The sequence below is a fragment of the Natrialba sp. INN-245 genome (assembly GCF_009807105.1).
GTDB lineage: Archaea > Halobacteriota > Halobacteria > Halobacteriales > Natrialbaceae > Natrarchaeobius > Natrarchaeobius swarupiae.
Window position 1 is genome coordinate 194,483 of the sequence record NZ_WUBV01000017.1, and the last position, 14,832, is coordinate 209,314.

Genomic DNA, 14,832 nt, shown 5'->3' on the forward strand with positions numbered 1-14,832 from the left:
TAGCTGAAGTAAAATGGCATGGAAACATTACATTCTGGAATGGTTAAACGAGTTTTAACAGAAAGTTTATACCGGTATGCTTGAATTACTCGAAAGCATGGCACGCGATCCATCGGTACTGGATGACGATAATCCAGCCGCTACAGACCCCGAGAAGACAGAACGAGACGATAGTCCGACCATACTGCGCAGACGGTCCTATCTGAAGTGGGCCGGGACGGCCGCCGGCGCGGCACTCGCGACGAGTGCACCGGCTGCCGCCTCGAGCGGCGCGGACGTCGCAGCGGCCGCCGAGGTTGCGAACCTGAATCGGATGTCCGAACGCGAGCTCTCGATCGCCGAGGGCGAGGACCTCTCGAGGTACGTGGCGAACGCGAGCAACGGTGAACTGTTGATCGTTCCCGAGGGAACGTACGAGTGGAACCGGACGCTGTCGTTCTCACGGCGGAACTGGGGAATCGTCGGAGACGGCGACGTTACGATCATGGTCCCCGGAAACCGGGGCCACGGAACGAAAAACGACTACGTCCTGAACACCTCCGGGGACAACGTCTTCGTCGCGAATCTGACGTTCGACTCGGACGGACGGCCGGCAACCGGATTTCGGTGTATCGTCGATCAGTACGCGGAGTTTCGGGACATCACGGTCGCGAGCGACGGCCCGCGCACGTGGGACCAGTCTCAGACGAACATGTTCAACGTCGGCGCCGAGTCCTCGAGCGGCGAGGTGCTGTTCGACGGGTTGGTCGCGTACAACAACGGAAACATCTCGCAGTACAACGGCGGCCAGTCTCGGATCGGGATCTGGTGTTCGCGTTCGGGCAAGCTGACCGTCCGAAACTCCGTGATCTCCGGCTTTCCCAACAACGGTATCTACACGCGGATGCCCGGCGAAATGGAGATCGACAACTGCGTGTTCGCGAACAACAACGTCGGGAGCATCCGCCTCGGCGGGAGCAACGAGGTCGTCAAAAACAGTACGTTCTACCTCGATCTCTCGCGCGACGACACGGTATCCACGAGCCGCGGAAATGCCAACGCGGGCGCGATCACCGCAGACAATCGCGGCCGCGCTTCGAACGGCGGCTACGTCCGCAACTGCTCGTTTATCGTCCGGGACATCCGAAACTCGACCGGTGCGATCCGGTTCCTCGACAACAACTGGATCGACGTCGAGGACTGTCAGTTCCTGCTGGACCAGGGGAACGTCCCGGGCGTCGGCTGGAACAACAGCGGCTCCGTCAGGCTCCGGAACCTGACGTTCGATACCGAGAACGGATCGGGAGCGACCGTCGCGTCTTCCGGCGGATCGTACTCGACCGTCGAGAACGTCTGCGTCAGTTCCGACCTCGTCACGGGACAGATCAACGCGAGTTCCCGAAACTGCAGCTTCGACTGGGAGAAAGCCCACGACTACCCGAACCCCGAGTTCGAGGACCGCGAGGAGGACGATTCGGGAAACGGGAGTGAGGAGCCCGAACTCGGAAACACGCTCGTGATCGACGGCGAAGGGAGTTCCGAACGCTCCGACTACCAGTTCGAAGTCGACGGTGAGGTCGACCACAGCGAGTACCACTCCGAGTACGGCACCGGCGGCGAGATTGACGGCGGCTCCGTCGCCGGTTTCGTCCGCGGCGGCGTCGACGGCTTCCGCTTCGAGGGTGAACTCGTCGACCTCGAGGTCGAAGACGGTCCGACCGTCCGCGTCAACGGCATCGAGGTCGATCCGGCAGAGTACGGCGACGAAGACGACGAAGACGACCAGGAGTTATCTAACACGCTCGTGATCGACGGCGAAGGGAGTTCCGAACGCTCCGACTACCAGTTCGAAGTCGACGGTGAGGTCGACCACAGCGAGTACCACTCCGAGTACGGCACCGGCGGCGAGATTGACGGCGGCTCCGTCGCCGGCTTCGTCCGCGGCGGTGCCGACGGCTTCCGCTTCGAGGGCGAACTCGTCGACCTCGAGGTCGAAGACGGCCCGACCGTCCGCGTCAACGGTATCGAGGTCGATCCGGCGGACTACGGCGACGAAGACGACCAGGAGTTATCTAACACCCTTGTCATCGACGGCGAGGGGAGTTCCGAACGCTCCGACTACCAGTTCGAAGTCGATGGCGAGGTCGATCACAGCGAGTACCACTCCGAGTACGGCACCGGCGGTGAGATCGACGGCGGCACCGTCGCCGGCTTCGTCCGCGGCGGCGTCGACGGCTTCCGCTTCGAGGGCGAACTCGTCGACCTCGAGGTCGAAGACGGCCCGACCGTCCGCGTCAACGGCATCGAAGTCGACCCTGACCGGTTACTCGGCTAAGACCGACTCGATCGACTGATTCGGGCGGGGCGTCGAGCCTCCCTTGAGTCGACGGTACCCGGGGAGTCGGACGACAGCCCGAGGACCAGACGACGGCAACGTCCGAAGAGTCAGACGACGACCGCTTCCGAAGATTCAACCGACAGCGCGGACGGTGTTCGAGGCGTCAGACGACGGCATCCGGGGAACTGCTGGCCCCACGGCCCTCGAGCGCCGGCACCTCTCGGCCGTAGATCTCGAGGAGTTCGTCGGTGATCTCCTCCCAGGAGTACCGCTGCTCGGTTTGCCGTCTGTTCTGGCGTCCCATCCCTTCGACCCGTTCCGGGGAGGTGACCAACGTCTCGAGGGCGTCGTGAAGTTCGTCGGCGTCACCCGGCTCGATCAGGATTCCGTTCTCGTCGCCGATAACCTCCGGAATGCTCCCGACGGACGTCGAGACGACGGCGTTCCCGCCGGCCATCCCCTCGAGCATCGCGATCGGAAGCCCCTCCGCGTACGTCGGGAGGACGTAGATCGAGCCCTCGCTCAACAGCTCGCGCTTTCGCTGCTCGGAGACGTAGCCGTGGTAGGTGACGTTCTCGTGTTTCGCGGCGAGTTCCTCGACCGACGACGAGAGCGGCCCCTTGCCGGCGAACTCCGCCTCGAATGGGCGGTCGGTACTCGTGGCGAGGCGGTCGACCGCCTCGACGAGTTCCGCGACGCCCTTCCGGTCGATCATGTTCGAGACGAACACCAGCCGCGGCGGATCGGCGCCGAACTCCGGATCGTACGACGACGGTTCGACGGCGTTCGGGAGGACGTGAATCGACTCCTCGTCCGTGCGGGTGGCGACGACGTCTCGCCAGTACGGCGAGAGGACGACCACCCGATCGCTCGCGTCGAAGACGACCGACTGGTACCACGCGAGGGCTCTCGATTCGGTCGCGACGAACTCGTCGAACGACGAGCCGTGGACGTGGACCACGACGGGCCGGTTCCAGACGTACGCGGCGAACAGCACGTACAACGACGACCGGTAGAACGAGAAGCGGTGGGAGGTGTGCACGTGGACGATATCCGGCCGTCGCCTGAACGGAAACAGGATCGCCGCCCACAGACCGAGTAACACCGAGTAGACGAACCAGGTCGCACCGCTTCCCGCCGGCGGCATCCGCATGTCGTAACTCGAGACCGACAGCCGATCGCTCAGCCGCCGGTGTTGTTCCTCGACGTACTGGTGAACGCCCCCGCCGCCGTAGGTTCCCACGATGAGAACTCGTGGAGACTCTGCTGTCATAGCCGACTCGACGCGGTTCGGCGTGTTTGTTATGCCACGACTGTCCCGCGCTCACGTCGTGGTTGACTGGTCGTCACGGCGCGGTCGTACACCTCTCACCGCCGCCGTAGCGCAGTCACCGGTCCGAGCGGACGACAGGCGGTCGTTACCGGCGCTCGAGGTGGCAGTCGCCCGTCCCGTCCGACTAGTGGGATGGTTTCGTCCGTACCGGCATCTCCGCAAGCAACTGTTCGGTCGCCGCCTCGACCGCGGCCTCGCTCGAGCGTTCGGGCTCCCAGCCGAGCGCCGCGAGTTTCTCGATCGAGAGGCGCATCTTCGGGACGTCACCCGTCCAGCCGCGGTCGCCGCCGGTGTACTCGTACTCCGGCTCGAGACCCATCGTCTCGCTGACGACGTCGGCGATCCGCGTGACGGAGGTCGTCGTCCGCGTGCCGAGGTTGAACGTCGCCACCGGGCCGTCGGCCGCTGCGAGGACGTGAATCATGGCGTCGACGCAGTCGTCGACGTGGAGGTAGGACTTCTCCTGGCGGCCGTCGCCGAGGATGCGAAGCGAGTCGGGATCCGCCTGCAGCTTCTCGATGAAATCGGGGATCACGGCCCCCCGAAGCCGTGGGCCCACCACGTTCGCGAACCGGACGATGCGTGCGGTCAGATCGTGGGAGTTCGCGTACACCGAGAGCAGGGCCTCGTCGGCGAGTTTGCTCGCGCCGTAGGCGCTGATCGGCTCGAGCGGCGCGTAATCTTCCGGCGTCGGCCGAGGAGCCTCGCCGTAGACGGTCGACGACGACGTAAAGAGGATCTCGGCGACGTCGACCGCGCGCATTCGCTCGAGGACGTTGTGTGTCATCGCGGCGTTCGATTCGAACTGCTCGCGTGGCCGGTCGGTGTCGACTGACTTGCTCGCCGCGAGGTGGCAGACGACGTCGGTGTCGGCCGTAATCACGTCCGCGGCGTCCTCTGGGTCGGTGAGGTCCGTGTGGACGAACGTTGCCCCGTCAGGAACCCACTCCCGGCGGCCGTTCGAGAGGTCGTCTGCGACAACCACCTCGGTGCGTTCGACCAGCCGCTCTGTGAGGTGCGAGCCGACGAATCCGGCGCCACCGGTCACCACGATCCGCTTCCCGGAGAGGTGCGCTAACCCGTTCATTCTCCGTTGACGATCCGCGTGTGAGCGCCGACGAGGGCACCGTTGAACTCGAGTCCGTCGAGGGCGGTCTTCCGGTCGATGATCGACGAACGCACCTCACAATCCTGGATCGTGGCGTCCGGGAAGATGACCGATCTCGAGAGGTGCGAATCCGTCACCTCCGCGCCGGCCATCACGTGGACGTTCTCTCCGAGCGTCGTCCGCTCGACGGTCGCACTCTCGGCGACCCGGGTCTCCCCCTGTAGGTGCCAGGCGACCGCGTCGAGGTAACACTCCGGCGTACCGATGTCGAACCAGGCCTCCTCGAACGGAAACGCCCGGATCGACTCGCGCTCTAAGAGCCACTGGACGAACCAGCCCGGCTCGTCGGGGTTGTTCCCCTCCTCGAGGTACGTCGAGAGCGACGGAAGCGTCTCGGCGGGAAAGCCGTAGCAGGCGATCGAGACGAGCGAACTCGTCGGATTCGTGGGCTTCTCTGCGAAGTCGACCACCTCGCCGTCGGCCACGTCGACGACGCCGTAGGAACTCGCACGATCGACGGAGCCGACGTCGTAGGTCGCGATCATCGGACTCGCTGCGCTCCGGAAGGCGTCGACGAACTCCGAGACGTCGAAGCTCAGCAGGTTGTCGCCGGCGATCACGACGGTATCCTCGTCGATTCCCTCCCGCTCGACGAGCTGGGCCAGCGCGCCGACGACGCCGAGTTTCTCCGTCTCCGCGGTCGTCTCCTCGACAGTGAGCGTCGGCTTCTCGTATCGACTCCCGGAGAGGTGTTCGCGGAAGTGATCGGCGAAGCGTCGATTCGTGCTCACGAACACCTCGGAGATCCGGTCGTCTGCCTCGAGTTCGGTGAAGATTCGATCGATGACCGTCGCATCGCCGATCGGAAGGAACATCTTCGGCCGATGTCTCGTGATCGGCCACAGCCGCGTCGCGTAGCCGCCAGCGAGGACGATTGCTTTCATATCCCTGCTCGAATCGCCCCCACGTTCAGCCATTGTTATGAGTCTGGTAACGAATTCTATCCGTCGGCTGTCGCCGAGAGCAGGTCGTTCGCCACGAGAACGGACCGCCGAACGGATCGGTAGCTCGTTCGTTGGGCCGGTGAACCGTCAGCTCACGTCGGGTAGGTAACGCCGAACGAACGGAATCGTGACGTCGAGTCGCTGCTCGAGCAGCGAGATGGGAATGCGATCCTCGGGCTGGAGACAGCCGGTGACGGAGACGACCGCGACCGAACAGAGGCCGACGATGACGAGGAAGACTGGGAAGGTAAATACGGTCAATGAGATCACGCCGCGCAGGGCGAACGCGATCGGGAACATCACGGCAGGAAGGACGAGGAACGTCCGCCTGGACCACCGGGAGAATGGAGTGACGCCGTATTTCAGCTTCAACACTGCGTAGACGGTCAGGTTGAGCGCCACGAACGAGAGCATGGACGTTACGGCGGCCCCCATGAAGCCGTAGCGCGGAATGAGGAGCAGGTTCAACGCGATGTTGATGCCGAACGCCACTCCGTTCGCGGCCATGATCGCGGTTGTAAAGCCAAGCGCCGAGAGCGTCTCGCGGTTGCGCCCGAACGTCGCGCTCGTGAAGAAGCCGATCGCGAGGATCGAAAGCGCCAGTCCTGCCTCGCGGTAATCCGCTCCGAAGACGATGGTGAGGACGTCACCGGGGAAGACGACGAACGTGAGAAACAGCGGGAACGTGATGATGAAGATCCACTTCGTCGTCAGCTCGTAGATCGATTCGACCTCGGCGCGCTCGTCGTCGGCGTCGAGCCGAGACGCAAGCGGCAGATACAGAAAGCCGAACGAGGAGAGGACGAGCAACATGCCGCTGGCGAGCGGGTACGCCGAGCTGTAGAGGCCAACCTCGTGTGAGGAGCGAAAGTAGCCGAGCATCAGCGTGTCGGTTCGGGTGAGCATGTTCGAGAGCACCGTCGCGAACACGAGCGGCGCGGAGAAGACGAGCAGCTCGCGGACGTGAAGACGGTACGTGCCGACCAATGGCAGGAGTCGGTTCAGGAGGAGACAGGCGAGGAGACAGGAGAGGACCGCACCGACGAGGTACGCCATCGCCGCAGCGTGGATGCCAAAGCCCGCGAGGAGAAAGCCGACGAGAAAGAGCAATCTGGCGGTCGGGTAGAGCAGGTCCCGCGTGTAGGTTCGATACAGCGTGTTCTCGCGCCCCCGAATGCCCGCGACGGCGAGTTCGAGTCCGACGGTAAAGGGGATACAGAGCACGAACAGGGCAACCAGCAGCTCCGAGTCAGCGCGATCGAACAGAAGGTTCGAAACTAGGCCGGAGGCGAACAGCAGGACGATCGTGAGGGCAATCGTCACGACGCTCGCGATAACGAGTCCCGCGACCAGAGCGCCGCGTTCGTTCGCGTCGTCGTCGTATCGGGACATGAAGCGCGGAACGCCGTCTCTCAACCCGACCAGTCCGATCGTCGTCACGAACGTCAGTATCGCCAGCCCGATGCTCACCTCCCCGTAGGCGTCGGTCGTCAGCAATCTGGCGACGACGACGCGCTCGATCAGCTGTGACGCCGAGTAAAACACCTGTCCGGCGCCGATGAGCACCGCACTCGAGAGGAGCTTCGAGACGTCGCCTTCGTCCACCATCAGAGGTAGCCGAGGTTCTCGAGTCGGTCGACCACGTCCCCGTCCTCGGCCGGCTCGTCTCCCGCACCGCGACCGCCGTCACGTTCTCCGCCGTACGTGCCGTCGTCCTCGAGGGGGCCGTACTCCTCGAAAACTGACTCGTCCACGAGGAGGCCGGAGGGAACGCGGCCGCCCATCCGTTTCGGAACGGGCTGATCGAGCAACGTCATCGCGATCGGTGCGACGTCCGGAAGCGAGAGCGAGCCGAGTTCGGCGGCGTCGACGTCGGCGAAGCCCGGGCCAGCACCGAGGAAGACGCCCGTCCGCTTGTGGTTGTGTTTGTCGATCGGAACGAACGCGGATCCGAGGAGGCTCGTCGCCACGAGGCTGTTCATCGCCGTCGGCATGAACAACACGTCACAGGCTTCCTCGGCGTAGGGCCCGTCGTAGACCGCCTCCCGCGGCTCGACCCACTCGAACGCCGGCTCGCCGTCGGGTGTCCGGAGCCCCTCGAGAACCCGGACGATCTCGTTGCGAACCTGCTCGTACTCCTCGGGGGGGACGACGCCCTCCTCGTCGCGTCCCTCGAGGTTGATCCTGACGCCGAGTTCCGGGCCGCTCCGACAGTAGGCCATCGACCGCCGCCAGTCGACGTTCTCGCCGAGTGCGGCCTGGGTTCCTTTCGGCAGGAGTCGTTCGACGACGGCATCGGCCCCGACGCGCTGGACCAGCCGGTAGGCGTCGCCTGCCGACATCCCGACGGCCCGGAGGGCGGACTCGGCCGTCGAGACCATCCGCACCGGAACGCTCTCTCCATCTTCGTCGCTTCCGGCGTCTCCGCCGCCCGTCTCGTCGCCGCCGAGTTCGCCCTTGCTCTCGCCGAGCGTCGGCGTTCGTCCGTCCGAACAGGTTTCGACGAACCCCTCGCGGCGGAGCACCTCGTTGACGTAGATGTTGTAGCCGTCGGTCCGGCCGATGCCGTGATCCGAACAGACGATCACGTTCGTGTCGTCGGGAACCGTCTCGAGAACCGTTCCGACGAACTCGTCGGCCGCCTCGTAGGCGCGACGAAACGCATCCTCGTCGTCGAAGGTGTGGAAGACGGTGTCGGTCTTCTGGACCTGGAGGAACGCGAACTCCCAGTCGGTGAGTTCGAGGAGCGCTCGAGCGGCGCGGCGACGGTGGTCGATCAGCGAAACCAGGTCGTCGACCGACGGATCGCCGTCGGCCTCGTTCTCGCCGTAGATCCGGTAGGGTTCGCCGAGTTCGTCCGCGAGGTCGTCTCTGATCCCGGCAGGCGACCCCTCGACGGATTCCGGGGCGAGGTAGCCGGGGATGAGCGATCCGCGGATCGAGTCGGCGGGGTGTGTAACCGGCACGTTGAGGACGGCCGCGGGGACGTCTCTGGCGGTGAGGTAGTTCCAGATCGCCGGTGTGCGAACGTTCTCTCGTGAGATCACCGTCGCGTCGTCCGGATACGTCTCATGGAAGTCGAAAAAGGAGTAGACGCCGTGGTGTGCCGGATCGACGCCGGTGTAGATCGAGGGCCACGCGCTTCCCGTCCAGGGCGGAAACGTCGACTCGAGTTCGGTCTCGACGCCCTCCTTACGGATCGACTGCATGTTGGGGGTGTCGAACCGGTCGAGATAGTCGAACGACAGTGCGTCGAGTCCGATAATAACGGTGTGGGAGGTATCCGTATCCATTGAACAGTCACCTGAAACCGACAGTCCTAGCGATTCCTCCCCGATGACGGCCATTGTTATCCCCCGCTTACCCGTTTCGCCGAGCGCGAACGCGGACGAACGGAGAAACGACCGCCCGGAAGTCCCGAGGGACCCTTTCAGTCGGCGTACCCCAGCTGGCGAAGCCGATCCTCGACGACCTCGTCGGCGATCCGGTCGTCGGCCGACTCGATCGTCCCACTGACGACGTCTCGTCGCGGCCCGTTCTCGGAGACGAGCCAGGGAACCTCGATCAGTTCGTCGGTGTAGATCCCGGGTGGATGTCCCCACTCTCGCGTCGGGAACGGAAAGCCACGCTCGCCGATCATGTTTCCGTGATCCGAGGTGACGACGGTTCGACCCTCGATCTCCTCGAGCAGCGACCGAACGACGGGCAGAACGAGCTCGAGATTCTCTCGGTAGGCTGCCCACACCTCCTCGGGCGACGCGTCGAGATCACCGGTTCGGAGCGCGTTCCAGACGTCCGGGGCGTTCTCGCCGTTTCCGAACGCCGTCGTGTTCAGGTCGTCCGCCCCGACGAAGGGGTAGTGAGGCTGGAGGAAGTGACCGACGATCCGCTTTTTGGGGTACCGTTCGACCGCCTCGCGAACGTACTCGGCCATCGTTTTCGGCATCACCGTGCCGTGGGTCTCGTCCCACCCTGCCTCGAACCAGACGTTGATCACATCGTGAAACTCGACGTCAATCTCGTCGCTCCACCGATACAACTGGGGACTCGCGGTGACGTAGACCGTGTCCGTCGCCGTCCGGCCGTCGAAGTTCGCCCGGAGGAACTCGGTCGTATGAGAGGACCGCGACCGCCGGCGCTCGAGGCGCCCCGGAAGGTCGTGCTGTTGCTCGAACATGTCGAACCGACAGGCGTCGAGCACGAGCACGGTGTCCCAGTCTTCCGCGAGGAGATCGATCCCATCCGTGTTGTACTCCCGACGGTACAGCCGTCGGTGGTAGAGCCGATTGAGTTCTCGAGCAAAAACCGATGGATCGGAGAGCCCACGTCGGAGACCGCGTTCGAGTTGTGCGGGCGAGTACATCGATCGATGATCGCGTCGCTCGGTCCATTGTTAATACCTGTGTAGGTGAGATAACAGTCACCTGATCGAGACAGTCAACGGCGGCTATCAGTCGATCGACGGGCCTACCGTTCGATCGCGACGCCGTCACATGTAGCCGAGATCCTTGAGCTGCGCTTCGACGTCCGCGTCGATCTCGCGGTCGGTCGCCGACCCGTCGTCGGTCGCGTCGGACCGCTCGGATCCGAACCGTCGGACCCGTTCGGAGAGTGACTCCCCATACGACTCGAGTCGACCGGGATCGGGTCTGGACTGCCTGGCGTCGGCCGACCGATCGTAGAGGTGTTCCTCGCCAGAATCGCTTCGGACGTACTTGTACTCGCGGTCGGCGGCGACGCACCACCGGGTGATCTCGTCGGGCGTCGTTCGGCCGGCGTGTGGGACGAAGTCCTCGGCGATCGCCGTCTCGCGGGTGTAGGTCCCCGCCGGCGGACCGCCGTCGCGAACGACGTCGAACAGCGAGACGAGTTCGAACGGCTCCCCGATCCGCTCACCCTCGCGCTGTCTGGGCCGTTTGATCCACAGCGGCACGTTGAGGTTGATATCCCGGAGGTAGTGGGGCGGGTGTTCGTCCCGCGGGTAGTCCCCGAGGGTCTTGCCGTGGTCGGCACAGACGATCACGAGCGTCTCGTCGAACAGCCCCTCCGTCTGGAGCAATCCAAACAGCTCCTCGACCTTCGAGTCCTGGTAGCGCGCGCTCGCGTCGTAGTACTCCATCACTCGCTCTCGAGTATCCGGATCGAGATCCGTCCTCCCCATCACGTACGCGAGCAGTTTCGTATTGAGAACGCGCGGTTCGATCGGGTTCGGCACCTCGAGTCCGAGATCCGCAAACGCCTGCTTCGGCGGGAAGTAGGGGCTGTGGGCCTCCATCAGGTTGAGAAACGTAAACGTCGGTTCGTCGTCGTCGGCACGGCGGGCGAGCCAGCGTTTCGTCCGATCGACCAGGCTGTCCGTGAAGAAGCGTCGTTTCAACAGGAACGCCGGCTGTCGAGCCGCCTTCCCGAGCGCCGAGTGAAACCGCGAGTGACGTCGGTCGCGTCGGGTGTGGATGCCGTCGTCGGTCGACGAAGAGATCTCGAGGTCCCACTCGACGAACTCCTCGAAGCCGCGGTCGAGTCCCGACAGTTGGCCGACCCACGGGTTGTTCGAGAAGCCGGCGGTTCGATACCCGGCCGCTGCGAGTTCCTCGGCGAGCGTCGACCGCGAGGGATCGAGCCGGCTCATCCTATCGGAGAAGCCGTTAGTTACCCCGTGTTCGGAGGGAAACGACCCCGTGAACATCGAGGCGTGGGAGGGAAGCGTCCACGGCGCTGGCGTGAACGCGTTCTCGTAGGTCGTCGCGTACGTCGCCAGCGTCGAGAGGGTGGGCGTCGTCTCCCTGTCGTGGTCGTACGTCGAGACGCGATCTTTGCGGAGCGAATCCAGTACCAGAAACAGAACGTCCGGACTGTTCGACATACCTGTACCTTCGAGAATACTGACTTTGTTACCGCCCGGCTAACCCCTCCATCCTCGAGTGGATCGGTACAGCGGGTGAGTGTCGGTCTCACTCCTCGAACTCCTCGAGAACGGTGACGCCCGTGAACGCGAACCGAGCGCCGCCCTCCGGGGACTCCTCGACGTGGGCCGACCAGCCGTGGGCAGTCGCGATCTGGTCGACGATCGCGAGGCCGAGACCGGTTCCGTTTTCCGCGGACGTGTATCCCCGATCGAACACCCGGTCCCGTCGGTCGGGCGGAACGCCCGGCCCGTCGTCGTCGACGGCGAACCCGCCCGGAATCGTCCGGATCGTCACCGACGTCGGTTCGTCGGGTCGACCGACGAGCACCTCTCCGCTCGAGATGGACGTGGCCGCTCGATCGGTTGCCAGTTCCGGCCCCCGGTTCGTCCGGCCGTCGTCCGCTCGCCCGTGTTCGGCCGCGTTTCGGATGCAGTTCTCGAGCAGTTGCTGGAGGCGGTCGGGATCGGCTTCAACCGTCGACGCTCCCTCAAGGCGGAGGTCGACGTCGGGTGCCCAGACGCTCCGCCAGGCGCGCTCGGCGACCGCCTCGAGCGAAACCGCCGACGGATCGTCGATTCGCCGCCCCGTTCGAGCGAGATCGAGAAGCCCCTCGACGAGGTTGTCCATTCTATCGGCCGCATCGAGAACGTCCTCGGCGTAAGTGGTCTCGCCCGTTCGGACGGCCCTGCCCGCGGAGCCGCGGATCTCCATGAGCGGTCCCTGGATATCGTGGGAGACGACGTCGGCGAACTCCGACAGCGTCTCGTTTTGCTCGAGCAGCTGTCGTTCGCGTCGGATCCGCTCGGTGACGTCCCGGAGGACGATCACTCGGCCGGTGTGTTCGTCACGACGATCGACGCTCGATGAGGTACACTCGAAGTGACGCTCACCGTCGCCGGTCTGCAGGGCGAACTGAACGTGGCCAGCCGTGCCGGTCTCGAGGGCCGCCACCGCCTCCTCTGGGACGTTCGCGAAGAACGCTCGAGCGGTCTCGCCGGCACCGTCTCCGGCGTCGAAGTACCGGCTGGCGATCCCGTTGTAGTCGGCGACGCGCCCCTCTCCGTCGAGGATGACGACCGCGTGGGGTAACTCCTCGAGGGCGGTCTGTCGGGCGATGGGGACGACGTCGAGAAACTCCGCCCGGTAGAGCGCGATGGACATGATCGCCGCGCTCCCGACGAGGCCGAACGGGGTCAGGTCGTGACCGATCGTGACGACGTCGCCGATCGTAGCCACGTTCGCGATTGCGGCGGGAACGACGGCACTGGCCAGGAGCGCGCTCTGTCGGCGGCGAAGGCCGACGGATCGAATCGCTTCGACGGCGAGAAGCGACGTCGCGGTCGTCATGAGTGTGTAGTTCGCGGCCGCCTGGATCCAGAACCAGCCGTTTCGATCCGACCCCATCCCCTCGCTCGCGGTGACCGCCGCCGGATCGAATGCGAGCGAGTGAACGGGGTTCGTCGCGAGCAAGAGCAGTTCGACGGCGACGTATCCCGCGAGCGCGCCGATCAACCACCGGGGCGGCGTCCGACCGTTGCCGATTCGCAACGCGAGGACGAACCAGCCGACCGAGAGCACGGTCGGCGCGACGAGCCGTCCGCTCCAGGCGAGTGCGGAAACCGTCTCGCCGCCGATCAGGATGCCAAAACCCAGGCTGATCGGCCACAGCGCACAGCCGAAAACGGTGACGGCGAACGCCTTGCTCCCGGGCGTATCCGGACGGACGAACGGTTTGTATGCGAACGCGAGAATTCCGAGCCCGGTGCCGAGATAGGCAAGTCCGACTCCGGAGACACCCAGGCTCATCGGTCGGATTGTCAGTGGTACTGGACAATAACTGTTCGTGAACCGCCCGGGGATCGAGTGGTTCGAGACACCTCCGTCGTCTCGTCATCTCGCGGAACTCCGTTTCGCGACGACGTACCGACGCAGCTTCGCCGCTCGCTCGCAAATGCGAGGCGTTTGCGTCGCATCGAAGGCCTCACCGCTTCGAGATCACGGACATCGAAGATTCTTGTCTGTCGATCGAGGCACGCGACGAGCAAGGAGTCGAACAGTGCAGTGTGGGTCGAGTCATTCTCGGAGTCCGAGGAGGTCTCGAGCCTGCGACGGCGACGCGACCTCCCGTCCGAGTTCGCGGGCGACCCGAACCACTCGCTCGACGAGCTGTGCGTTGCTCTCGGCGAGTTCCCCGCGGCGGTAGTAGACGTTGTCCTCGAGGCCGACGCGGACGTGCCCGCCGAAGAGGATCCCCATCGTCGCGAACGGAAGCTGGTGACGACCGAACCCGATCGTGTTGAACGCCGCATCGCCCGGCAACGAATCGATCGCGTTCAGGAGGTTTCGCGGTCTCGGTCTACTGAGCGTTCCGGGGCCGAAGATGAGCGTCGCGTAGACTGGGTCGGCCAGGTCACGACGCTCGCACAGCCCGTACAGTTCGTTCAGGTGGCCGTCGTTGAACACCTCGAGTTCGGGTTTGATCCCCCGGTCGACCATCTCCGCGTGGAGCGAGTCGATCAGCGCGCGGCTGTTCTCACTGGTCAAGTGATCGTAGCGGTTGAGCGGCCCCATGTCGAGCGAGGCCATCTCCGGCGGTGGATCCGTTCGTAACGGAAGGTGTCGGACGTCCGCCGGCGCTCCAGTCCCGCCCGTCGAGTGCTGGACGATCACGTCGTCGGCGTAACGTCCCACGGCGTCGTCTATCTCCTGAAATCGGTCGGTTTCGAACGACCGCTCGCCGTTCGGTCGCCGAGCGTGAAGGTGGACGACCGACGCGCCGGCGTCCTCGACCGCGGCCGCCGCCTGGCCGATCTCTTCGGGCGTCTCGGGCAGGTTCGGGTTCGCCTCCTTGCCGTGGACGCCGCCGGTCAACGCCGCAGTGACGATCACCGGCTCGTCCGCGAGGAACGCCTCGTAGCTCACGGGTTCCCTCCAGACCGATCACGTCGTTCGTCGGCTCCGCCACCGCCCTTGTCCGCGCAGCCGAGGTATATCTCGCAGTGCTCGTCGTGTGCGAGTCCGTACCGATCGTTACAGATGTCGGCGCGCATCGCCTGGACGAACCGATCGGCCGCCGTACAGTACGCCCGAGCCTCGTCGAACTGTGCGTCGCCAGCCTGCGTTCGATACGCGAGATACGGACAGGCCATACCTCGCGTACGTCG

11 protein-coding genes are annotated in these 14,832 nt (G+C 64.7%); 1 reads left to right on the forward strand and 10 read right to left on the reverse strand.

The features are described 5' to 3' along the window. Positions 1 to 97 precede the first annotated feature (97 nt). A complete protein-coding gene (locus GRS80_RS05765; RefSeq protein ID WP_160046728.1) occupies positions 98 to 2,314 on the forward strand; it encodes a right-handed parallel beta-helix repeat-containing protein in 2,217 nt (738 codons plus the stop codon). A gap of 166 nt (positions 2,315 to 2,480) precedes the next feature. On the opposite strand, the gene GRS80_RS05770 is transcribed toward GRS80_RS05765, so the two are convergent. The 10 genes from GRS80_RS05770 to GRS80_RS05815 all read right to left on the reverse strand — a co-directional run bounded on the left by GRS80_RS05770 (position 2,481) and on the right by GRS80_RS05815 (position 14,817). After that, positions 2,481 to 3,590: a glycosyltransferase family 4 protein gene (locus tag GRS80_RS05770; protein ID WP_160046729.1), complete on the reverse strand. Its 1,110-nt coding sequence runs from the start codon at positions 3,588 to 3,590 to the stop codon at positions 2,481 to 2,483. A 184-nt stretch (positions 3,591 to 3,774) separates the two neighbouring features. Beyond that, the gene (locus GRS80_RS05775) at positions 3,775 to 4,737 is read right to left on the reverse strand and encodes an NAD-dependent epimerase/dehydratase family protein (protein ID WP_160046730.1); all 963 of its coding nucleotides are present in this window, start codon (positions 4,735 to 4,737) and stop codon (positions 3,775 to 3,777) included. Then, entirely contained in the window at positions 4,734 to 5,702 is a 969-nt protein-coding gene (locus tag GRS80_RS05780) for a sugar phosphate nucleotidyltransferase (RefSeq protein WP_149079947.1), read from the reverse strand. Before GRS80_RS05780 ends, GRS80_RS05775 begins: the two co-directional genes overlap by 4 nt. 147 nt (positions 5,703 to 5,849) lie before the next feature. After that, positions 5,850 to 7,370, reverse strand: coding sequence for a flippase (locus GRS80_RS05785; RefSeq protein WP_160046731.1), 1,521 nt, complete (start codon positions 7,368 to 7,370; stop codon positions 5,850 to 5,852). Then, positions 7,370 to 9,055: an alkaline phosphatase family protein gene (locus GRS80_RS05790; protein ID WP_160046732.1), complete on the reverse strand. Its 1,686-nt coding sequence runs from the start codon at positions 9,053 to 9,055 to the stop codon at positions 7,370 to 7,372. Before GRS80_RS05790 ends, GRS80_RS05785 begins: the two co-directional genes overlap by 1 nt. Positions 9,056 to 9,192: 137 nt before the next feature. Continuing rightward, positions 9,193 to 10,125, reverse strand: coding sequence for a hypothetical protein (locus GRS80_RS05795; protein WP_160046733.1), 933 nt, complete (start codon positions 10,123 to 10,125; stop codon positions 9,193 to 9,195). A gap of 126 nt (positions 10,126 to 10,251) precedes the next feature. Then, entirely contained in the window at positions 10,252 to 11,625 is a 1,374-nt protein-coding gene (locus GRS80_RS05800) for a sulfatase (protein WP_160046734.1), read from the reverse strand. Positions 11,626 to 11,713: 88 nt separating this feature from the next. Continuing rightward, positions 11,714 to 13,474, reverse strand: coding sequence for a histidine kinase N-terminal 7TM domain-containing protein (locus GRS80_RS05805; RefSeq protein WP_160046735.1), 1,761 nt, complete (start codon positions 13,472 to 13,474; stop codon positions 11,714 to 11,716). 267 nt (positions 13,475 to 13,741) lie between these two features. After that, positions 13,742 to 14,590: a 3-keto-5-aminohexanoate cleavage protein gene (locus GRS80_RS05810; protein WP_343161467.1), complete on the reverse strand. Its 849-nt coding sequence runs from the start codon at positions 14,588 to 14,590 to the stop codon at positions 13,742 to 13,744. Beyond that, positions 14,587 to 14,817 carry a hypothetical protein gene (locus GRS80_RS05815; RefSeq protein WP_160046736.1) on the reverse strand — a complete coding sequence of 77 codons (231 nt, stop codon included), beginning with the start codon at positions 14,815 to 14,817 and terminating at the stop codon, positions 14,587 to 14,589. The genes GRS80_RS05810 and GRS80_RS05815 overlap by 4 nt, the downstream gene beginning before the upstream one ends. Between the last annotated feature and the right edge of the window lie 15 nt (positions 14,818 to 14,832).

Bases quoted from the DNA above. Each gene is read 5' to 3' on its own strand.
- GRS80_RS05775 (WP_160046730.1), bottom strand. From the start codon at position 4,737: ATGAACGGGTTAGCGCACCTCTCCGGGAAGCGGATCGTGGTGACCGGT.
- GRS80_RS05815 (WP_160046736.1), bottom strand. From the start codon at position 14,817: ATGGCCTGTCCGTATCTCGCGTATCGAACGCAGGCTGGCGACGCACAG.
- GRS80_RS05765 (WP_160046728.1), top strand. From the start codon at position 98: ATGGCACGCGATCCATCGGTACTGGATGACGATAATCCAGCCGCTACA.
- GRS80_RS05795 (WP_160046733.1), bottom strand. From the start codon at position 10,125: ATGTACTCGCCCGCACAACTCGAACGCGGTCTCCGACGTGGGCTCTCC.
- GRS80_RS05785 (WP_160046731.1), bottom strand. From the start codon at position 7,370: ATGGTGGACGAAGGCGACGTCTCGAAGCTCCTCTCGAGTGCGGTGCTC.
- GRS80_RS05805 (WP_160046735.1), bottom strand. From the start codon at position 13,474: ATGAGCCTGGGTGTCTCCGGAGTCGGACTTGCCTATCTCGGCACCGGG.
- GRS80_RS05780 (WP_149079947.1), bottom strand. From the start codon at position 5,702: ATGAAAGCAATCGTCCTCGCTGGCGGCTACGCGACGCGGCTGTGGCCG.
- GRS80_RS05790 (WP_160046732.1), bottom strand. From the start codon at position 9,055: ATGGATACGGATACCTCCCACACCGTTATTATCGGACTCGACGCACTG.
- GRS80_RS05800 (WP_160046734.1), bottom strand. From the start codon at position 11,625: ATGTCGAACAGTCCGGACGTTCTGTTTCTGGTACTGGATTCGCTCCGC.
- GRS80_RS05770 (WP_160046729.1), bottom strand. From the start codon at position 3,590: ATGACAGCAGAGTCTCCACGAGTTCTCATCGTGGGAACCTACGGCGGC.